14 protein-coding genes and 1 pseudogene are annotated in these 21,680 nt (G+C 49.3%); 10 read left to right on the forward strand and 5 right to left on the reverse strand.

Features of this window, described 5'->3' with window-relative positions; all coding sequences use genetic code 11:
- Positions 1–162: 162 nt before the first annotated feature.
- The gene (locus QUF18_RS03925) at positions 163–912 is read right to left on the reverse strand and encodes an outer membrane protein (RefSeq protein ID WP_289385407.1); all 750 of its coding nucleotides are present in this window, start codon (positions 910–912) and stop codon (positions 163–165) included.
- 967 nt (positions 913–1,879) lie between these two features.
- On the opposite strand from QUF18_RS03925, the gene QUF18_RS03930 reads away from it, so the two are divergent.
- The 5 genes and pseudogenes from QUF18_RS03930 to QUF18_RS03950 all read left to right on the forward strand — a co-directional run bounded on the left by QUF18_RS03930 (position 1,880) and on the right by QUF18_RS03950 (position 8,467).
- A complete protein-coding gene (locus tag QUF18_RS03930; protein ID WP_289385408.1) occupies positions 1,880–3,673 on the forward strand; it encodes an acyl-CoA dehydrogenase C-terminal domain-containing protein in 1,794 nt (597 codons plus the stop codon).
- 56 nt (positions 3,674–3,729) lie between these two features.
- Positions 3,730–4,938: an acetyl-CoA C-acetyltransferase gene (locus QUF18_RS03935; RefSeq protein ID WP_289385410.1), complete on the forward strand. Its 1,209-nt coding sequence runs from the start codon at positions 3,730–3,732 to the stop codon at positions 4,936–4,938.
- A 14-nt stretch (positions 4,939–4,952) separates the two neighbouring features.
- Positions 4,953–7,169, forward strand: coding sequence for a 3-hydroxyacyl-CoA dehydrogenase NAD-binding domain-containing protein (locus QUF18_RS03940; protein WP_289385412.1), 2,217 nt, complete (start codon positions 4,953–4,955; stop codon positions 7,167–7,169).
- A 123-nt stretch (positions 7,170–7,292) separates the two neighbouring features.
- A pseudogene (locus QUF18_RS03945) lies at positions 7,293–7,514 on the forward strand (S24 family peptidase); the annotation flags it as partial.
- 59 nt (positions 7,515–7,573) lie between these two features.
- The gene (locus QUF18_RS03950; protein WP_289385415.1) at positions 7,574–8,467 is read left to right on the forward strand and encodes a thermonuclease family protein; all 894 of its coding nucleotides are present in this window, start codon (positions 7,574–7,576) and stop codon (positions 8,465–8,467) included.
- Between the two features lie 57 nt (positions 8,468–8,524).
- Here QUF18_RS03950 and QUF18_RS03955 read toward each other — a convergent pair whose 3' ends face one another.
- Positions 8,525–10,174, reverse strand: coding sequence for a lysine--tRNA ligase (locus tag QUF18_RS03955; RefSeq protein ID WP_289385417.1), 1,650 nt, complete (start codon positions 10,172–10,174; stop codon positions 8,525–8,527).
- A gap of 311 nt (positions 10,175–10,485) precedes the next feature.
- On the opposite strand from QUF18_RS03955, the gene QUF18_RS03960 reads away from it, so the two are divergent.
- Positions 10,486–10,893 carry a tellurite resistance TerB family protein gene (locus QUF18_RS03960; RefSeq protein ID WP_289385419.1) on the forward strand — a complete coding sequence of 136 codons (408 nt, stop codon included), beginning with the start codon at positions 10,486–10,488 and terminating at the stop codon, positions 10,891–10,893.
- 76 nt (positions 10,894–10,969) lie between these two features.
- Here the strand turns inward: QUF18_RS03960 and QUF18_RS03965 are convergent, their stop codons facing one another.
- The gene (locus QUF18_RS03965) at positions 10,970–11,857 is read right to left on the reverse strand and encodes a transporter substrate-binding domain-containing protein (protein ID WP_289385421.1); all 888 of its coding nucleotides are present in this window, start codon (positions 11,855–11,857) and stop codon (positions 10,970–10,972) included.
- A gap of 270 nt (positions 11,858–12,127) precedes the next feature.
- Between QUF18_RS03965 and QUF18_RS03970 the strand changes: the two genes are divergently transcribed.
- Together QUF18_RS03970 and QUF18_RS03975 are read left to right on the forward strand one after the other, a co-directional pair.
- Complete coding sequence (locus QUF18_RS03970; RefSeq protein WP_289385423.1) at positions 12,128–14,077, forward strand: glycosyltransferase family 2 protein; 1,950 nt, start codon at positions 12,128–12,130, stop codon at positions 14,075–14,077.
- A gap of 445 nt (positions 14,078–14,522) precedes the next feature.
- A complete protein-coding gene (locus tag QUF18_RS03975; RefSeq protein WP_374806462.1) occupies positions 14,523–15,716 on the forward strand; it encodes an ATP-binding protein in 1,194 nt (397 codons plus the stop codon).
- 35 nt (positions 15,717–15,751) lie between these two features.
- Here the strand turns inward: QUF18_RS03975 and QUF18_RS03980 are convergent, their stop codons facing one another.
- Positions 15,752–17,044, reverse strand: a complete 1,293-nt coding sequence (locus QUF18_RS03980) for a GNAT family N-acetyltransferase (RefSeq protein WP_289385425.1) — start codon at positions 17,042–17,044, stop codon at positions 15,752–15,754.
- Positions 17,045–17,386: 342 nt separating this feature from the next.
- Between QUF18_RS03980 and QUF18_RS03985 the strand changes: the two genes are divergently transcribed.
- Entirely contained in the window at positions 17,387–18,394 is a 1,008-nt protein-coding gene (locus QUF18_RS03985) for a glycosyltransferase family 2 protein (protein ID WP_289385428.1), read from the forward strand.
- 162 nt (positions 18,395–18,556) lie between these two features.
- Here QUF18_RS03985 and QUF18_RS03990 read toward each other — a convergent pair whose 3' ends face one another.
- Positions 18,557–19,855 carry a lipopolysaccharide biosynthesis protein gene (locus tag QUF18_RS03990; protein WP_289385430.1) on the reverse strand — a complete coding sequence of 433 codons (1,299 nt, stop codon included), beginning with the start codon at positions 19,853–19,855 and terminating at the stop codon, positions 18,557–18,559.
- A 263-nt stretch (positions 19,856–20,118) separates the two neighbouring features.
- Between QUF18_RS03990 and QUF18_RS03995 the strand changes: the two genes are divergently transcribed.
- The gene (locus QUF18_RS03995) at positions 20,119–21,651 is read left to right on the forward strand and encodes a GumC family protein (protein WP_289385432.1); all 1,533 of its coding nucleotides are present in this window, start codon (positions 20,119–20,121) and stop codon (positions 21,649–21,651) included.
- Positions 21,652–21,680: the final 29 nt, after the last annotated feature.

The following is a 21,680-nucleotide window of genomic DNA, read 5'->3' on the forward strand; positions in this document are numbered from 1 at the left end:
AAACCTTGTGGTGCGGGCTGGTGCAGCCTCTGAAACAAGATGAAACACAATGCCGGCCTTGATGTATCGCGAGCTCTGAAATGCCTTTAAATACAAGAAAAGCCCTGCCTCATGAGAGGCAGGGCTTCTGATTTTAATCGTAATCTTTAACAAATCAGACGATTAGAACTTGTAGTTTACACCGATACGAACTTCGTTAACCGAGGTTTTGAAGTTGCGGTTATTGATGTGATCTTTTGCTCCACCAACAATATTAGGGTCGATCAGCGAAACGCCGTTCTTGCCAAAGTTTTTGTGAAGATACTCGGTTTTGATTGTCCAGTTGTCTGTCACTGCATATTCAACGCCTGCACCAGCAGTCCAGCCAACAATATTTTTCTTTTCGGATGTTTCAAAGGCAGCCTTTGAATAACAATTGCCGATGGTTGCACCAACGCGCGCACTGTCACAACCTAAAGAGTATTTTGACTGACCCCAAGCTAAACCACCTGTTACGAATGGCAGGAAGCGGTCAACAGCATAACCAAGACGTGCACGAACTGTACCGTTTGTGCTCAGCTTATCTGAACCGTAATAAGGATCGTTTACGTTGGCGCCGCCCCAGTTTTTCTTAACTGAACCGAAAGAAACGTCAGCTTCTGCACCGAGAACAACATTGTTGTCGAACTGCCAGTTATAACCAGCCTGCAGACCACCGAAACCACCTTTGGTTTTCTGTTCGCGAGCATCTGGATTGTTTACGTCATGGGACTTGCCCCAGCCGTAACCGGCATGCGCACCAATATATGCACCGGTCCAGCTGAATGCTGAATATTCAACTGCTGCTGGTTCTGGAGCAGAAACGATTGCGTCTGCGGCGAAAGCCTGACCGGACAGAACAGTCATGGCGAGAAGGGCTACGATTTTTTTCATATTCGAAATCCATGAGTTAGAGATTTAACGTGACTATAGCGTCAAAAAAATTAATGGCTACTTATAAAAGACGGTTTAGAAATTACTAACTATTATAACGCAAATTGCTAAAATACGTATATTTTTCAATATGTTGCGAATTTCAAAATTCTTCAGTCAGATTCATCGTTAAAAATCAAAATGTTAAATTATTTGCGAATTGAGTGATTTTCGATTGAGAATAATATATAATCGAATTGCATTTATTTTTCGCAGGCTTTTGTCTTTCTGACTGTTGCGAAAATACATCGTTTTTGAAGATGAATTTGAGTGTGTGCAGTAAAAATTTCTTGCAAGAACCGAAAAATACTCTGGTTTCAAGAGAATCGGGCTTCTAAAATCGGCCTGATTTGTGTTTTTGTGCATCCAAGCGAGAGCATTCCAAAAAGATCAGTGCGGGTTACGTCCAGATTGGGTCAAGGCACCCGCGTCTCAATTCTTTAGCTTTTTCGCATCGTCGTGCCATTCAAGTGTTCCAGCTTGAATGTGAAATGCTCCAGCCCTTCTGAGGCTTGTTGTTTCTGCCATTGCCCGTACAGCGAACCGGAAACACAAAATTAAATGCTGAAAAATGATTTTGACGTTTACGCAAACGTCAAAATTTACTAGGCTGAATTTTGAAGGTGCCGGATTTTCATCTAAGGTGTCATATTCAGGCCGGTTCTTGCGATGATACGCATAATATAGCCACATAATGGAATAGGCTGTATTTTGATAAGCAGGGACTGGTGCAGCCAGCCGGAGAGGGGATGGCTGCGCTATCGGGTCTATATGACAGGGAAGATATCGGCACCACAGAGTGCAGTATACCTGTGTTCTGAATGTTTGAATGAGGCAAAACACGGATTAAGTGCGCCTGACGTTTCAGACGCCTTCATCCGATACCGGCAGAACGCTTTTCTGCCGTCGTCAAACTTGGAGGAAGTGCATGCCAGTCTATCGCGCGCCGGTTCGGGATACGCAATTTATTCTCAATGATGTTTTGGGCGTACAGAGCCGCAATGATCTGCCATCCTATGCGGAAATGAGCAGCGACACTGTTGAGGCTATTCTACAGGAAGGCGCAAAGCTCGCTGAACAGACCCTGTTCCCTGTCAACTATAGTGGCGACCGTGAGGGCTGCGAGCGCTTGCCCGATGCCTCCGTTAAGGTGCCGCAGGGTTTTAAAGAGGCCTATGATCAATATTGTGCCGGTGGCTGGGTTGGGCTTGCAGCACCCGAAGCGTTTGGCGGTCAGGGTCTACCCTATCTGTTGCATGCTGCGGTGGGTGAATATATGTCATCCGCCAATATGGCGTTGATGATGTATCCGGGTCTGACGCAGGGCGCGATTGCTGCGATCATCACCCATGGTACAGATGAGCAGAAACAGACCTATCTGCCAAAAATGATTGAAGGCCGCTGGTCCGGCACCATGAATCTCACCGAACCGCATTGCGGTACGGATTTAGGTTTGTTGCGCACCAAGGCTGTGCCACAGGCCGATGGTTCCTACAAGATTTCCGGTTCGAAGATTTTCATCTCCGCCGGTGAACACGACATGACCGATAATATCATCCATCTGGTGCTGGCACGTATTGAAGGCGCACCGGAAGGGAATAAAGGTATTTCGCTGTTTATCGTGCCAAAATTCAATCTTGATGCCAATGGCGAAGCGGGCACACGCAATGGTGTGACCTGTGGTTCTATTGAAGAAAAGATGGGCATCCACGGCAATTCCACCTGCGTGATGAATTATGATGAGGCAACCGGCTTTCTGATTGGTGGTGAGAATAAAGGCCTGCGCGCTATGTTCACCATGATGAATGAGGCGCGGCTTGGTGTAGCGCTACAGGGCTTGTCGATTGCCGAAACAGCCTATCAGAATGCCGCTGACTATGCACGTGAGCGTTTGCAGGGTCGTGCGCTGACCGGTGCCGCCTATCCGGACAAGAAGGCCGATCCGATCATCGTACATCCGGATATCCGTCGCTCACTTCTGACCATTCGTGCCTTCAACGAGGCAGGCCGTGCGCTGTTGCTATCCACGGCTTTGCAGTCTGACATTGCGCATTACAGCACTGATGAATCTGTCCGCGAATTGGCTGATGATCATGTTGGCCTGCTGACACCGGTGCTGAAAGGCGTACTGACCGATAAGGGCTTTGACCATGCGGTGATGGCGCAGCAGGTGTTTGGCGGTCACGGCTATATCGAAGAAAACGGCATGAGCCAATATGTGCGCGATGCCCGTATTACCATGATTTATGAAGGTGCCAACGGTATTCAGGCGCTGGATCTGGTGGGGCGCAAGCTGCCTGCCCATGGCGGTCGTGCCTTGATGGCCTATTTCAAAGAAATCGGCGATTTTTGTGAAGAAAACCGCGCTGATGAAGCGCTGTCCTTCTACACCAAACATCTGAAAAAAGGTCTGAATGATCTGCAAACCGCTTCCATGTGGCTGATGCAGAATGCGATGGCGAAGCCGGACAATGCTGGCGCTGCCTCGACAGATTATATGCATCTCTTTGGGCTGGTGGCTTTCGGCTATATGTGGGCGAAAATGGTTAAGGCCGCACAGGCAAAATTGAATGCCGGTGATGGTGACAAGGCTTATTTTGAAACCAAGCTCGTCACCGCTCGTTTTTATATGGAACGTATTCTGCCGGAAACGCAATTGCGCCTCGTGCGTATTCAGACCGGTGCCGATACACTGATGACACTGCCGGAAGATGCTTTTTAAGAACTGCTCAGCAGCGTGTTTTGAAGAGCTTATAAAGTTTGGGAGTTAATTGAACTATGACAGACGCTTTTATTTATGATCATGTGCGTACACCGCGCGGACGCGGTAAAAAGGATGGCAGTCTGCATGAAGTGCCTGCCGTGCGCCTTGGTGCCCATGTGCTGAGCGCCTTGCGTGACCGCAATGGCATTGATACCGCAAAAGTAGATGACATCATTTTCGGTTGTGTCGATCCGGTAGGTGAGGCGGGGGCGGTTATTCCGCGCTCCAGTGCTTTTGAAGCAGGTTATGACTTTAAAGCACCGGGTCTGCAAATTTCGCGTTTCTGTGCTTCTGGTCTTGATGCCGTTAATCTCGCTGCCGCTAAAATTGCTGGCGGCACGGATGAGCTGGTGATTGCCGGTGGTGTGGAAAGCATGTCCCGTGTCGGCATGGGTATGTCCGGTGGTGCATGGTATATGGACCCGTCAGTGGGCTTTCCGGGCTGGTTTATGCCGCAGGGTGTTTCTGCCGATCTGATCGCCACCAAATACGGATTTTCCCGTGAAGATGTGGATTCTTATGCGGTGGAAAGTCAGCGCCGTGCAGGTGAGAGCTGGAAAAAAGGCTATTTCAAAAACTCGGTCATTCCCATCAAGGATATTAATGGCCTGACTATTCTCGACCATGATGAGCATATGCGCCCGACCACGGATCTGGCGGCGCTCTCCGGTCTCAACCCGTCTTTCGTGATGCCGGGGGAAATGGGCGGCTTTAATGCTGTCGGTATTCAGGCTCATCCGGAAGTTGAAACCATCAATCATGTCCATCATGCCGGTAACTCGTCAGGTATTGTCGATGGTGCGGCGGGTGTGCTGGTTGGCTCCAAACGCGCAGGCAAAATGCTGGATATCAAGCCGCGTGCCCGCATCCGTGCTTTCACCAATATCGGTTCTGATCCGGCATTGATGCTGACAGGTCCTGTCGATGTGACGGAAAAGCTGCTTGAACGTGCAAAAATGAAGCTCTCGGATATTGATCTGTTCGAGCTGAACGAGGCTTTTGCAGCGGTAGTACTGCGTTACATGCAGGCGTTTAATATTCCACACAGCAAGATCAACGTAAACGGCGGTGCCATTGCCATGGGGCATCCTCTGGGTGCAACCGGCGCGATGATCCTCGGCACTGTACTTGATGAACTGGAGCGGCGTGATCTCAATACAGCACTGGTTACCCTGTGTATCGGTGCGGGCATGGGCACGGCGACCATCATTGAGCGGGTGTGAGGGAGGTTAAACCAATGACAAATTACACGAATTTCAAAGTTGAAACCGGCGCAGACGGTATTGCTGTTGTTACATGGAATATGCCTGACAAAAGCATGAATGTGCTGAATGAAGACGTGCTGACCGAGCTCGACAAGATCATTGATCAGGTTGTGGCAGACAGCACGATTAAAGGCGCGGTGATCACATCGGGTAAGGATACATTCTCCGGCGGCGCTGACCTTACCATGATGCAGAAAATGCTCAGTGTTTTCAAAAAAGAGCAGAAGCAGGATGCTGAAAAAGCTGTCCAGAACCTGTTTGATAATGTCGGCCGTATGACCGGCCTGTTTCGCAAGCTTGAAACTTGCGGCAAACCGTGGGTTTCGGCAATCAATGGCACCTGCATGGGTGGTGCGCTGGAACTGTCGCTGGCTTGTCATGGCCGTGTGGTATCTGATGCGGATGGCGTGAAGCTGGCGCTACCTGAAGTCAAAGTCGGCCTGTTTCCGGGTGCCGGTGGTACGCAACGTGTACCACGTCTGGTCAATCAGCAGGATGCTCTGCAGATGATGACCACAGGTTCGAGCCTGACTGCTGCTCGTGCTAAAGGCATGGGGCTGGTGCATGAAGTGGCTCCGGCGAAGAAGCTCGTGGAAACCGCCAAGAAGATGATCCGCAACGGTCTGAAACCGGTGCAGCCTTGGGATGAGAAGGGCTTTAAACTGCCGGGTGGTGCGATTTATTCCGCAGCCGGTGCCAATCTCTGGCCTGCGGCAACGGCCATTTTGCGTCGTGAAACCTCTGGTAATTATCCGGCGGCACTGACCATTCTCAAATGCGTTTATGAAGGTCTGCTGGTGCCGTTTGATACCGGTCTGAAGATTGAACAGCGCTATTTCACGCATATTCTGCAGACCACCGAAGCCCAATCGATGATCCGCTCGCTTTTCGTCTCCTTGCAGGAGCTGAATAAAGGTGCGCGTCGCCCAACTGATATCAAGCCAACCAAGTTCAAGAAAATCGGCGTGATCGGTGCCGGTTTCATGGGCGCAGGCATTGCTTATGTTACCGCAAAAGCCGGTATTCCGGTGGTTTTGATCGACCGCAATCTCGAAGCAGCTGAAAAAGGCAAAGCGCATTCAGTTGATCTGATTACCAAGGAAATGCAGAAAGGCCGGATGACGGCTGAGGACAAAGACAAGCTGCTGGCGCTGATTACACCGTCTGCCGATTATGCGGCGCTTGACGGTGCGGATATGGTGATTGAAGCCGTATTCGAAGATCGCAATGTTAAGCAAGCCGCAACGGAACAGGCGGAAGCCGTGCTGGGGCAGAATGCCATTTTTGCATCCAACACATCGACATTGCCGATTACCGGTCTTGCCAAAGTTTCACAGCGTCCGAAGAACTTCATCGGACTGCACTTCTTCTCACCGGTCGACAAAATGATGCTGGTGGAAGTGATTATGGGCAAGAAAACCGGCGAGAAAGCTCTGGCAACCGCACTGGATTATGTACGCGCGATCAAGAAAACGCCGATTGTTGTCAATGATACACGCGGCTTCTACGTCAATCGTTGTGTCCTGCGTTATATGTCTGAAGCCTATAATATGCTGGTGGAAGGTGTGCCACCTGCGATGATCGAAAATGCCGCCAAAATGGCCGGTATGCCGGTTGGCCCGTTGGCGCTGAATGACGAAACAGCAATTGATCTGTCGCAGAAAATTCTCAAAGCCACGCTGGCTGATCTGGGTGACAAGGCCGTTGATCCGCGTCATGTCGAACTGGTCAATACGCTGGTGGAGAAATATGATCGCCTTGGCCGCAAGAACGGCAAGGGCTTTTATGATTATCCGGCGCGACCTGCCAAGAAACATCTGTGGCCGGAGCTTGCCACACTCTATCCTCAGCAGGATGCAGACAAAGTAGATGTGGAAACTCTCAAGCAGCGCTTCCTCGTCACGATCGCTTTGGAAGCAGCGCGCGTGATGGAAGAGGGCATTGTGACCGATCCGCGTGAGGCCGATGTCGGCTCTATTCTGGCTTTCGGTTTCGCGCCTTATAGCGGTGGTACTCTGTCTTACATTGACGGTATAGGTGCCAAGGCTTTTGTCAAACTGGCGAAGAAATTGCAGAAGGATTACGGCGCGCAATTTAAGGCACCTAAACTTTTGACAGATATGGCAGAAAACGGGGAGAGCTTTTATCAGAAGTTCAATCCGTACAAGCCAGCCGATAAGGCAGCATGATCGCTGATTTTTAGCTGCAGTCATAAAATGGCGCGGATTTCTCCGCGCCATTTTCGTTTTTGTTGATGTTCTGATATAGGGAATGGGCTATAGTTGTAAGGATTTTATTCCTTGGGATGGCTTATGTTTACCCATGCAGAACTCTGGTCAGCCATTGATATGGTGGCAAAACGGGCGCAGCTGACGCCATCCGGTCTGGCACGACGTGCCGGGCTTGATCCTACAACATTTAACAAGTCCAAACGATTTTCCGCAGATGGCAGACCACGCTGGCCATCTACCGAGTCTCTGGCGAAAATTCTTGAGGTCACAGCAATAGATGTTATGACATTTGCGCAACTGCTGGGCGGCGACAAAATTTTTAACGCACAGCAGAAGAAGCATGACAATGAACAGGAGTGAGTATGCGTAAAACGGCGACTCTTCGTACAATCTTGCCGCCGATCCTCGCTTTTGGCGTTGGTGCCACATTATTTGCTGCCTATGTAGCGCCTTTTTACGGTGCACTTGATCGTGACGCAGGGAGCGGTGATACGGCGATTGTCGTCGAGAATTTTGATCTGCCGGAGGATATGCCGCCGGAAAGACTGTCCTCAGGCACACTCGCAAATGAAGAACCCCGCACGGATAATCCCCTGCCGGATGCGTCCGGTGCTTTGCAGGATCAGCCGCTGGAACGTGTAGATCCGCGACCGCCATTGAGTGATTTAGGTTTAGCAACGCCTATTCAGGAAAAAGAGGCACCTTCTCCTGCCCCTGAGGATAAGGCCGAAGAAGGTGGTTTGTTTTATCGACCGGTTGCTATGGCCGCAGGAAGACTGGCCGTTGGCAACCGCACGATTGAGCTGAATGGTATTAATATTGTGGAGCCGGACGCCTCCTGCGCTGATATCAATGGCGAGGTTTGGCAATGCGGTATGCAGGCGCGTACAGCCTTCCGCTCATGGTTGCGCGGACGTGCTGTCAGTTGTGATTTGCAAGGCACTGATCCTCAGCAAGAGCTGATCCGAACCAGCTGCACATTAGCTGGAACAGATGTCGCCCGTTGGTTGGTAGAGAATGGCTGGGCGAGGGCGACTTTCGGCGGGCAATATGCGGATAGTCAGACACAGGCTGAGAAAATGCTGCTCGGTGTTTTTGGTCGCAAACCTGCAACCGAACTGCCTGAGCCTTCTAGCAATGCACCGGAAATCGCACCGTCACCACTGTTTCCGCAGGATAATGCTGCACCTGAACAAACGGTGCCTGCACAACCGGCCGCACCGGATTTGCCGTTTCCCCCGGCACCACAACAATAGATACAAAAAAAGCCGCGGTTCTCAGAACCGCGGCTTTTTTGATGATTATCTGCAAGGTCAGGCGCGCTTGAGTGCTTCCGCAATCAGACCGCGTGTTTCATCAATGCCATAAAGCGCTACGAATGAACCGAAGCGCGGGCCGCGTTCCTGTCCGATCAGTACTTCATAGAGCATCTGGAAGAACGAGACGGATACGCCTGGGCCGCCGTCAGGGCTCTTCTTATTGTGATCCTGATAGCGTTCAATCACGCGTGCCACATCCAGAATGGCATTTTGGATTGTGCTGCCGTCAGCAGCCTTATCCAGAGCGGTAAGCGCCTGATCAAGATGACGCAGAGCCTGCTGTTCAACTTCATCCGGTGCGCGGAATTTCTTGTTCGGCTTCACGAAATCATTGAAGTAGCGGATGGCATATTCCACCAGAGCATTGAGCTCAGGATGCGTTGCCGGAGATGCGCCCGGTGCATAGCGGGAAATAAAGCCCCACAAGGTGCTGGCATTTTCCGCATTGGAGGCGCTGACAAGATTCAACAACATGGCAAACGGCACCGGCAGATCAACTTTCGGCGGGTTGCCATAATGCTGATGCCAGACCGGATTATTCAGTCGCGCGGCCCAATCCTGTTTTTCATAGGCTGCCAGATAAGTGAAATACTCATCCACCGCTTTCGGGATCACATCGAAATACAGCTTCTTCGCTGTTCTCGGCTTCATATACATGTACAGGCCGAGGCTTTCAGTCGGCGCATAAGTCAGCCACTCATCAATGCTGATACCGTTACCTTTCGACTTGGAAATTTTCTGACCGAGATCATCAAGGAACAGTTCATAGACAAAATGTTCCGGCGCACGACCACCGAGAATTTCACAAATTTTGTCATAGATCGACTGATTGGTCTGGTGATCTTTACCAAACATTTCAAAGTCAACGCCAAGTGCTGCCCAGCGCATGCCGAAATCCGGCTTCCACTGCAGCTTCACATTACCGCCAGTGACCGGCAGCGTGGTTTCAACACCGTTTTCATCGTCAAATGTGATGGTACCGGCTTTCGCATCCACCTTCTTCATCGGTACGTAAAGCACGCGGCCGGAGGTTGGTGAAATTGGCAGGAACGGGCTGTAAGTGGCGCGGCGTTCTTCACCAAGCGTTGGCAGCATGACGGCCATGATGTCGTCGTAACGCTCAACGGCACGGAGCAATACTTCGTCAAAACGACCGGATTTGTAATAGTCGGTCGCGCTTGCAAATTCATAGTCAAAACTGAAGGTGTCGAGGAACCGGCAAAACATGGTGTTGTTGTGATCGGCAAAGCTCTTATAGTCGCCACCAAAGGGATTTGGTACGGCTGACAGTGGTAACTGCAAGTATGGCTCGAGTGCTGTGCGATCCGGAACATTATCCGGAATTTTGCGCATACCGTCCAGATCATCTGAGAAGCAGATGATCTTGGTTTTAACTTTGTCTTCGGTCAAAACGCGGAATGCATGACGCACCATGGACGTACGCGCAACTTCACCGAAAGTACCGATATGCGGCAGACCGGAGGGGCCGTAGCCGGTCTCGAAAATCACGACTTCGGGAAAGCCGGTTTTCTCGTACCGTTTTATGATTTTCCGTGCCTCTTCAAAGGGCCACGCTTTCGCCTGTGCTGCTGCCGCAATCAGGTCGGGCGCAAGGTCGATGTGGTTTGAAAGGTCGGTTGTCATAATATCTTTCCTGATAGGAGGTGTTGATTGAAATATCCGCACTTTTTACGGGTACGGATAGACAGGTCTATGGTGAGACGCGGGTTTCGTCAATGCGGTGCTGCGCTTTCTTTGCAAGCGCTGGGGGATATGCTGTGCTTTCTTCGCAAACGCATGAGGTTATGTTGCGCTTTCTTTGAAAGCGCGGGGGTGTAATGCAAAAATGATGGGGGTTGTGTGCATTATCCATGGGCTTAAACACAATTGAACACTTGTTAAGCGCTATAGAATAGTCTCAATCTTATATTTCAGACTATGCAGGAGTTCTTGGAATGAAAATCACGCCGCAGGATGCGCTGATCTATATTATGGTAACGGTTTCAGCTGCGGATGCGCGGATGACAGATGCGGAATTGTCGTCAATCGGCAATCTGGTACATCGTTTGCCGGTCTTTACTGGTTTTGACGTGGATGCAGTGCCGGAAATCGCAGAGCGTTGCTATGAGCTGCTCACCAATGATGATGGTCTGGATCGTATTCTGGATATTGCCCATCAGGCATTGCCGGAAAAACTTTATGAAACTGCCTATGCGCTGGCTGTTGAAGTGGCTGCCGCCGACTTGCATGTTGAGCAGGAAGAATTGGCATTTTTGCAGCTGATGCGCGATTTGTGGAATCTCGACGAGCTGAGCGTTGCTGCAATTGAACGCAGCGCCCGTGTGCGTTTCCGCAAGCTGTAATATTCTATCGGGCGCGTTTGTTAACCGACGCGCTTTTTAGAGCGAGTTTTGCGTGCCGGTTCTGGCACGCACCGCTCTAATAAAACCCGACCGGAAAATAACGCAGATATAAATCATCAAGAACGCCTTTACGCTCCAATGCGCTGAGTGCATTATTGAATGCGAGGCGCAGATCGGTATCCTGTTTACGCAGGGCGATGGCCATACCTTGGCTCAAGAATTCCGGTGCCGGATAACTGCCGCCAACAAAGTTGCAACATGCGCCATTGGAATTATCTGAGGTAGCAGCAGGGCTCATCCAGAGCGACAGGCTCATTGCATCTCCGAAAATCAGCTGAATTTTACCGTCTTGCAGATCCTTATAAAGTAGCTCGCTACTCTTATAAGGCGTGATTTTGGCTTTCGGAAAATAGGTTTTCAGTAAAGCTTCATGAGCTGTACCCGCAAGGACGCCGACGCTTTTATCATCCGGTGAGAAGGAGGCTATGTTAATTTGCTCTTTCTTGGTGGCGACAAAACGGGCTGGCAGGCTGAAATAAGCACGGGTGAAGCTGAAACTGGTGCGTTTCTCCCGATCAGGGACGAGGCCCGCGACTAAGGCGTCGGCTTCATTGTTGCGGAGTGCGGGGAGCAACTCATTCCATGGTCGCGCTTCGATCTGACAGCGATTGGTGATGGATAGTTCCTGACAAATGGCGCGGATCAGGTCGATATTATAACCACTCAAGCGCCCTTGCGGGGTAAGACTATTGAAAGGTGCAAAATCTGTGCCGGTTAAAAAGCGGATTTCACTTCTTTGCGAAATATCCGGTTTTGCCGGTTTTTGGTTGTCGCCTTCCAGATGCGGTGGTGCGGCATGAGCGGAAAACATACTGCCAGCCAACAGAATTACAAAGACAAAACAAGCCTTTGACCAGATTTTAAAAATCTGTGGCAGCGTGATGTGGTTAGGTGTCTTGCACATGAATGTTTTCGGTTCCGTTTGGCGGCTTGATCTCAGTATAAAATTTTCTCGCTCTCATGAAAGCGGAATATTTTTTTGTAATAAATTTATGTTAAAATATTGATTAATATAAATTATTATTGAAATTTGAAGTTTTGGATAAAGTATATTTTACAGTTTTTATTTTTATGCGATGGATATTATTGTTAAAAAATCGTTAATTTCATAAATATCGCAAATTTGTTTTATCTAAGTTAGTAAAATTTCTCCTTGTTGTTTCTTGGTGGTGAAATGACGTTACATTTATTATTTTCGCAAAGCTTTATAAGCCTGTGCGCAGCCTTCTCTGTCCGCCTTGTTAATGCGGGGCTTGGTAAAGCGGAGATTGTAGCGGCCTTTGCCGGTGCCGTACGTCACAATACATCATTTAATGATGAACTTGTGCATCGCGGCGCTATTTCGGAAAGTGCGCTCTACCGGCTTTGGGCTGAAGAAACGGGGTTGATTTATGATGATGAACCGGCTGCCAGTGATGTTTTGCTGCGCCCTTTTGATGGTGCCGCCCGTCTGAGCAGTATTCGTCATGTGCTGGTCGCAGGACGCAAAGGGCAGAGCCTGCTCTATATGGCGCCGGATCTGAAAGAGCTGGCGATGCTGAAATTTTATCTGCGGGAATATCCTGATATGCGTGAGCGGCTGCGCTTATGCCCGCCAACCGTATTGGTGGCGCTGCTGCATCATCGCTATGGAAAGGCGGCTGCGGGTCGTGCGCAGACAATGACACCGTCTCATTTCTCTGCGCGTCTTGTGTTGAACGGCTGGCAGGGTTTTTGTTTTAGCGGTTTATTGCTCGGATTAATGTGGGTGTTTCTGGCAAAGCACGGGGCTTACTTGTCATTTCTCTATTGGGGCTTGACCCTGTTCTTTTTTGCCTGTGTCGCGATACGTCTTCTGGCTGCATGGAATGCCCGCCCGTTACATATCAGGCCTTTGGCACCCTACCGACCCTATGATCTGCCAATTTATACGATCCTTGTGCCGCTTTATAAAGAAGCCAGTATTGTCCGGCAGCTGGTTACTGCCCTGAGCAGCCTGAACTGGCCGGTAACAAAACTGGACATCAAGCTGATTTGCGAGGCGGATGACAGTGAGACGCTGTCGGCTTTGTCACGGGAAAACCTGCCTGCACATTTTGAGGTTCTGCGCGTGCCCGCGGTCGGTCCGAGGACCAAACCAAAAGCATTGAATTATGCTTTGCAATTTACGCGTGGTGAATTGGTTGTCGTCTATGATGCGGAAGACAGGCCACATCGTGACCAGTTGCTTGAGGCATGGCAGGCATTTCGCCGGGGTGACAAAGCACTGGCTTGTCTGCAAGCGCCATTAGTGATCGGTAATTTTAGTTGTAATTACCTGACGCGATATTTTTCATTTGAATATGCGGGGTTGTTTCGCGGCCTGTTGCCATGGCTAAGCCGGAGAGGGGCGGTGATGCCTCTGGGCGGAACCTCAAACCACCTGAAGCGAAAAATGTTGCAGGAGGTTGGTGGGTGGGACAGTTATAATGTGACGGAGGATGCCGATCTGGGCATGCGCCTTGCACGCTTTGGCTACCGTGTGGATGTGATTAACCGGCCAACGACCGAGGACGCGCCGGAAAACTATAAAGATTGGAAGACCCAACGAACCCGCTGGTTTAAGGGCTGGATGCAGACATGGCTGGTTCATATGCGTTCCCCTGTACAAACGTGCCGTCAGTTGGGTGTTTGGCGTTTCAGTCTTTATCTGCTCTACACAACCGGCTTATTGCTATCTGCATTATTGCATCCTTTTATGCTGGTTGGTCTTATTTGGGGTGTGGTACTAGGCCTGTCCGGTTTCCACGATCAGGCTGTCATAGCGGCGGTTATATTTAACGGAATGAACTTGCTGACGGCCTATCTGAGTTTTCACATACTCTGCAAGAAAACGCTGCGTTTTGATGAAAGGCGTAGGTATTTTTATCTCTGGGGCGTGCCATTCTACTGGTTATTGTTGTCAGTGGCGGCATGGCGCGCTTTTTATCAAATGTTCACGGCGCCGCATCATTGGGAAAAGACACCGCATTTCCCAAGTCGTCTGGCAGAGGGGCAGTTAGAAAACGGTGAGCGGCCGATACCAGTGCATGGATTATCTGTTTATAATCAGAAAAATACACCGAGGCCGGAACGGCTTGTCACAAATTCGCAATATAAATCATAAATAGTCCGCTCACGACGTATCCGGAAAGCGGGAAGCTGTTTTTAGCCAAGATGTTCTGGTTTTGCTGAGGCAGGATGCTTTTAAGTGAGGATTTGCTGTGCCGCAAAAGCAAGTATTTTACATTTGTAGCTGGTTGCTTTCATAATGATTACATGAACACTTGTTGAAATCGAATATGCTCGGAATACTTGCACAGAGTGCAAAATTGCTTCGGGTTAAGTACGTGTAATTCCAAAGAGTGAGCTGCAAATGCTCAGCCCTGTTTGTACAAATAGGGATAAAGGCGGCATTCAGATATATGATAGCGGATAAGAAACAGCAAAATAACGTGTCTGCAGTAACGGGTGCGGATATAGCGGAGATGAGCGATACGCCGCATAAGCCACAATGGTGGAAATCCGTTCGTAAATCTGCGCCTGCTTTGTTGCTTTTGCTACCTTTTTATATGCTGTTGCGCTATTGGGGTGTTTCGGCGCTGTGGGCACTTACAGTTTGCCTGTTACTTTTCATGCTGATTGTTGCGTTTCTTGCTTTCACCGTGCCGAAGCCTGTCGCTGTCATCGCCAAAACTGGTAAGCGTGAAGGCCCGCTGTCCCGTTTATCCGGTGAAATGCTGGCAGATTTTTTACCTGACCCGCTGGTGTTGTTCGATACGGACGGCACAATTCTTTATGTCAATTATGCTGCGCGAGAAGCCTTCCCGCCACTGGCACGGGATACCTCGCTTTATCTCTGCTTCCGTTCGCCGGAAATGCACTCTCTGATACAAGGGATTATTGCTGACGGACAGGCGCGCTCAACGGATTATCTTGAGCGATTGCCGCTGGAGCGTTGGTACCGTGCTTCCGTTATGACTTTTGAAACGGCAAAAGGTGAGGCAGATTGCTTTATCTTGATCTTTCGCGATCAAACGGAGTTGCGTCGCATTGACCGTATGCGCTCAGACTTTATCGCTAATGCCAGCCATGAATTGCGTACACCGCTGGCCTCGCTGCGCGGTTTTATTGAAACCTTGCAAGGTCCTGCACGGGATGATGCGGGGGCACGCGAGCGTTTTTTAGGGATTATGCAGACACAGGCAGATCGTATGTCACGCCTGATTGATGATCTGTTGTCTCTCTCGCGACTTGAGATGAAAGCGGCCATACCGCTGAAAGATCGCGTCGATGTCGGGCAGATCCTCTGCCATGTTGTGGAAACGCTTGCACCCATGGCATCGGGTGTTGGCGTGACTATTGAGTGGGTTAAACCCGATCATCCGGTTTGGTTGCCAGGAGACAGGGACGAGCTTATTCAGGTGTTTCAGAACCTGATCGAGAATGCCTGCAAATACGGGCAGGCTGGCAAGCGTGTTGTGGTTACGCTTGATGAGCAGAGTGCGGAGAGCAGTCAGGTTGATGCGTTGCGCGGTTTTTCTGTGAGTATTGAGGATTTTGGTCCCGGTATTCCGGCAGAGCATTTGCCACGTCTCACGGAACGTTTCTATCGTGTGGATGTTGATAGCAGCCGTGCCCATAAAGGTACCGGCTTGGGTCTGGCAATCGCCAAGCATATTCTGACACGCCACCGCGGACGACTGATCGTTCGCTCACAGCTTGGAGAAGGCTCGGTCTTTACCGTGGTTTTTGCCGGATCATAAGGCCGCTCTAACACTCTAAAACGCTGAAATTGTTGTCAGCGCTGTAATGCACGGAAAAAACGCCACTTCAGCGGGCGCAGTGCCTGCCAGAAGGCGGTGGCGCGCAGATACTCCATCACTGCTTTTTGCATGGCATATAATTTGCCGCGCGTTGTTGCAGTGAATGTCATGCATTTCAGCGGAATGGTCAGGTCGCAATTTTGCAACTTCCATTCCTCATCGCCGACACCGAGGTCGAGACAATCATAACCTTCGTCTTTCAGGTGCTGAAGCAGTAAATAATGCAGCGCATGACCAGGGGAATATTTGGCCCATTTTTTTAAATTAGACGCAATCATAATACCGTAATAATGCGGGCCGCTGACCAATCCCCACATGCAAGCGAGGATTTCACCATCCAGTTTCAATGCGGAAATATGCAAGGTGCCAGTGGCTTGAAATGCAAGCGTAGCCTCTTTGAAATAGTGGATTTTCTCGGGATATTGATCAAATCCCGGAACGTGGGTTTCAATAAAACGCTGTTGCTTTTCATGGAGCATGAATTCCAGAAGCTGTTGTTGCTCCTGAGCAGTTTTAGCGATGGAAAACGTACAGTTGCCTAATTCATGTAGATGACGAAGTTTGCGACGGATCGATTTTGGACGCACAAGGTTTTGTTGTATCGTCTCCCAATCATGCGTCAGATTATTAGCATGGCTGTCTGCAAGATTATCTGTATTGGTCAGCAAAAAAAGCGGGTTTATCAGCGCGCCCAGTTTCTCGGGCATATTCTTGAATTCAGCATAATCAAAGGCTGGTAATATAGCGAGAATTTGGCGCCACAGGTTTTCGGCTTGTGACTGGTTCCACTCTATGCCGCAATCGAACAAAACAGGTGCATTATAATCAGCAACACCCTGATCTGTGAAAGACAGAATACGCGTATGGTTGCAGGGTAGAATTGAAAGGGGCAGAAAAACAACCGGGCGGCCGTCTTTCATCCGGACTTCAATAAGGTACAGTTCTGCTTTGAGAGCCGGCGCGTAGGTTTGCTCCCATATTTTCAGAAATGTTGTAGTCTGAAAAATGTGATAATTGGGGCTGGCATCACTGTTTAACTTGCTCGGAGCGCCTTGGCTTGCAGTCGGCCATTCAGAGGAAACATCCCCAACAGTTTGTACACAGCGAATGTCATAATTGATTTTCAGGGAAGCACGCAGATCCGTGTGTTGATTTGTAAGCTGGTGACCGGACATCTTTTCAGGTGCTGGTCCAGACATTGGTACAGACTCAATAAAGCCCAAACCCGCATCCTGACGGGAAAGCTGTATTGAACTGAATGATGTCATGCCACTTTATCCTGTTTTGCTTCGGTGTCAGGCGTAATTGCGGATTGCAGTTCTTTGGACTCTGGCAGAATTGAGTAAATAATGTCCTAGGGTCAATCAAGATGTCCGGTTTATTGTCTGTCTCGTAGAGAAACACAAAAACTTGGTAAATAATTGTATTCATTTGAATTTTATATAAGCAAATCAATAATGTAATAAGATCTGCACTATGGTTGCCGAGTAATGAGGATAGCCCTTGTTAATTGCATTTTATATGTCTTATGCCTATATGCGCCTGACGTAGAGCGATTTCAGTTCATGTTGAAACCGCTCTGGCAAGTGCTCAGACAGGCAGGATGTCCGATGACGGTCTCAATCATTATTAAAGCATTGAATGAAGAGCGACGGATTGCTGCCGCGATTGAGAGTGCGCTTGCAGCACTGCCGGACGGGCAGGGTGAAGTTATTCTGGCGGATAGTGGTTCCACAGATCGTACGATTGAAATCGCCAAACAATATCCGGTTATTATTGTGCAAATTGAAGCACCGGCAAAACCAAGCTGTGGCTTAGGCCCGCAACTTGGATACCAATATAGCCGCTATCCTTATATTTGCCTGATGGACGGCGATACCGAGCTTGCACCGGACTTTGTTATTGAGGCTAAGACATATCTTGAAGCAAACGCAAAAACTGCCGGTGTAACGGGTCATGTCATGGAGCGTAATCACGACAATCTGGAATATGTCCGCCGTGGTTTGCGCAAGACAGCTTATAAAGCTGTGGGTGTGATTGACCGGATTAACTGTGGCGGTCTTTACAGGCGTGAAGCTATAGAAAGTATCGGTTATCTCTCAGACCGTAATCTGCATAGTTATGAAGAGTATGATTTGGGCGTGAGATTACGCAATCAGGGCTGGACATTGTTCCGGCTTGACCGGCGTTTTGTGTATCATACAGGTCATAATGTGAATGCTTACAAGCTCTTAATCCGACGCTGGAAGACGAAATATATTCGCGGAATTGGTGAACTGTTACGCTCAGCAACCGGAAAACCGCATTTCAAGATGCTTTTTGCAGATTTGCCGGAATTGCGTCTGTGGATGGGGGTCTATGGATGGATCATCATGATGCTGCTGATGTTTGTGGTGCTGCCGCATATGGGGCTTGCCGTTTTGATTGACCTCTTCATGATTGCAGTAGCAATCGGTTTGATGAGCGTTAAAAACCGCAGCTTGTCTGTGGGGCTGTATTCTGTTGTCGCGTGGTTTCTTCATGCGGCGGCATTGCCGCTTGGTTTCTTCGCATCACGCAAAGACCCGGAGACCTTTATTGAAAGTAAAGTTCTTCAGAGCAAGTTAGAGACCGACTAGAGCATAATTTCACCTTAAACTTGGGTCAGTTTAAGGTGAAATTATGCTCTAATTTTAGTGTGTTAGAGCGACCTTTGTGTGCCAAGTATCGCACACGGCGCTCTAAAGCGCATTCCGCAAAGTGTGAAGCGGTTCTCGGGGTACAATACGCGTAAAATGGGATCAATTCATTCGGGCTTGTGCAGCCTTGCGCACGAGCTTGTAGAGGAACAGCCACGCACATAAAGCGATCGAAAATTCAATCAGATAGATCGAGATAAATGTTCCGGTTGGAGGCATCAGCCATGTGGCAAGTGCCAAGACAGGCGCTCCGAGTATATTGCCGGTATTGAGAATAGCTGCGCGATAGACATGTTCACCTGCTGCGCCCATAACTTCTACGGCAACAGACCACAATGCATAAAAAATAATGACCCAGCACAATACCTGTGTGAAGTAGATCATAGACTGATATTCACTGCCGAAAATCAATGGCAGATAAGGTGCTAAGCAGTAAATAACGACGGCAGTGAAGACAGCTATTCCGACAGCCATCACCACAGATTTTTGCGCCAGTGGCCAGGCTTTATCAATACCGTTTGCACTCATCTTGGCAAAGCGCGGATAGAGCAGGCGGCTCATAGCATCGATATTCAGGTAGCTGCTGTCAACAATGCGGCGCGCCACACCGTAGCTACCAATCACTGCAGGCGAAAGAAGAAGGCCAAGCAGAAGTAGATCGATATTTTGCCGAATGGCACGGAAAATAAACGGCGTCGCAAAGAAAATGCCGAGTTTAAGCTCTTCCCGTACAATATGGAATTTAGGCATACCAAGAGGCTTCAACCACAACCAATAAAAACCTGTGACAAGAACGTGGCATATAAATTGCCACCATGCCCAGCCGCTGATTGTATCAACACCAAAGGCGATGCAGGCCAGAATGGCTGCGAGGGTGCGGGCAAATGCAAAACCAACCACAGAAAGATTGGCGGCTTTGAAATTGCTGTGTCCGATATAAATTGCTTCAACCAGCAGGATGAGCCGTAGCAAAACAATATTCGTGACGAGAAACAGAAACAGGCTAATCTGATCAGTCAGGGGATCCGTCGAAAAACTGACCCAATAGGGTAAAATAAACATACCCGCAGCAACGAGCAGGCTGCCGCTGATGCTAACAAGTATCAGATTATGGCCGAGCATTTCCGGATATATAGTTTTATTCTGCGCTACGCGGCGTAAAAGAGATTCTGCTCCGCCTATACCACAAAGATGCACGGCAATGCTGGTGATTGCCATGATGGTAATAAACATACCAAATTCAGAAGCACCAAGAAAACGGGCGAGGATAGCAAATGTCACAAGCTGAGCGACGCTCGCCATGATCAGACTGCCGCTTGAGGCCATATAGGAGAGGAGCGAAGGCAGATAGCGCCTGATACGCGCAGGCAAGCCGTTATCTGGCAACTCCGTTTCACTCATATTTTTGTTTCCCTTGACGCTGTTTCTGTAAAGCATTTTTGAGCAAAAAGAAATGGCTAAGAGCGTCACTTGCAGCAATAGATCACAGCGTATCTAATTAAAATCACTAATATTTAATGCTTTGTTTTTCATGACTTTCAATAGTTAAGCATTATCTCGCAGAGATCGTTAACCTTTTTTTTTAATGTTTCTGTTAGTGCATATATAAGATTGAGCAGATCATGCCCGTAAATGAATTTTGATCAAAATAGTAGAGATGTCTGATGTATACTCTGCAAGAATTAGCCCAAAAAGCCAAAGCCACGCCTGTTGCAACGCGCGGGGACGAGAGTGTTTTGCATGGGCAGACAGAGATGCAGCCTGCAACTTCTGCGGTCTCCTTTGATAGTCTTCCGCCCGTAGTCCGTGCTCAGGGATGGGTTTTTCCGTCCATCGGACTCTCAGATATTATCAATTGGTTATTGCGTTATTGGCTCTTGATTTTGCTTATGGCGGTATTGGGTGCGGCTGCCGGTATTGCTTTTGGTAAAACCGCTAAACCACGCTTTACAGCCGGTACAGATATATTGGTCTCTCCGTCCAATTTGCAGTTGGTGCCAAACGATGTTTTCGCAACCAGCATGCAGGCTGAAAGTCAGCTGATGGATGTTGAGAGCAAACTTCGGGTGCTGACATCCGGTAATGTGCTGCAACGTGTGGTTGATGAACTGAAATTGCAGGATGACCCGGAGTTTAACGGAACAGAAACTGGCCTGCTTTCCGGATTTCTTGGCGGGGCTAAGAAGGATGCCGATAGTATTGATCCTGAGAAGGCAAAGAATATTTCTGCCTTGCGTGAACTGTCCTCCCGCATTGATGCGCGCCGCCCTGAACGCTCCTATTTGATTAATCTATCCGCATGGGCGCGGGAACCGGAAAAAGCCGTATTGCTGGCGAATGCAACTGCGAAAGCTTTTCAGGAAGAAGTTGCCCAAAATGAGCAGGATGGCGCAGCCCGTGCAGCCCGCGCTCTGATCGAGCCTTTGAATGAATTAAAACAGGCTGCCACTGAAGCGGAAATAAAAGTTGCACAATTCCGTAACGCGCAAGGTTTGCAAACCGGTAATGCCGGCGGTCTGGTCAGTGAGCAGGCTCTGACTGAAACCAACTCGCAGCTTGTCGGCGCTCTGAGCCGTCAGGCGGAAGCTAAATCGCGTTATGATGAACTGACGAGTGCAAAAAATCAGGCGCTTGATCCGTCCGCCACATTGCAATCGGCAACGCTGACTGCCCTGCGTACTCAATATGCAACTTTGAAGCAGCGTGTGGATGCAATGGCGATGACCTATGGGCCGCGCTATCCTGAGCTGGTGAGCGCGCAGTCGCAGTTGTCTGGATTGCAGGCGCAAATTTCGCAGGAAACATCACGGATTTTGCGGGCTGCAAAGCTTGATCTTGAACAGGCAAATTCAGTGGTTGAGACATTACGCAGACAAACCGAAACCGCGCGTTCTGCGGTATCTCTTGATACCGATGCGCAGGTGACGCTAAATGATCTGGAGCGGGATCGCTTGGCTAAGACAACATTGTATCAGACTTATCTGACCCGTGCACAGGAGATTGCCCAGCGCCAGCAGATTGATACGACTAATATTCGCATTGTTTCAACAGCTTTGCCGCCGAAAAGCCGCTCATGGCCCCCTGGCACTGCTTTGCTCACGATTGCCGGTGCCATGGTCGGTGGCGGGATGGGTGGCGGACTGGCGTTGTTGTTCGGTTTTGTAGGCGCTATGCGCAGGCAACGGCGTGTTCTTTAAATGAATGTGTTTGGCTGATAACTGAAGAA

Origin of the sequence: Pseudochrobactrum kiredjianiae (assembly GCF_030362795.1) — a bacterium.
In the GTDB taxonomy this organism is placed as follows: Bacteria; Pseudomonadota; Alphaproteobacteria; order Rhizobiales; family Rhizobiaceae; genus Pseudochrobactrum; species Pseudochrobactrum kiredjianiae.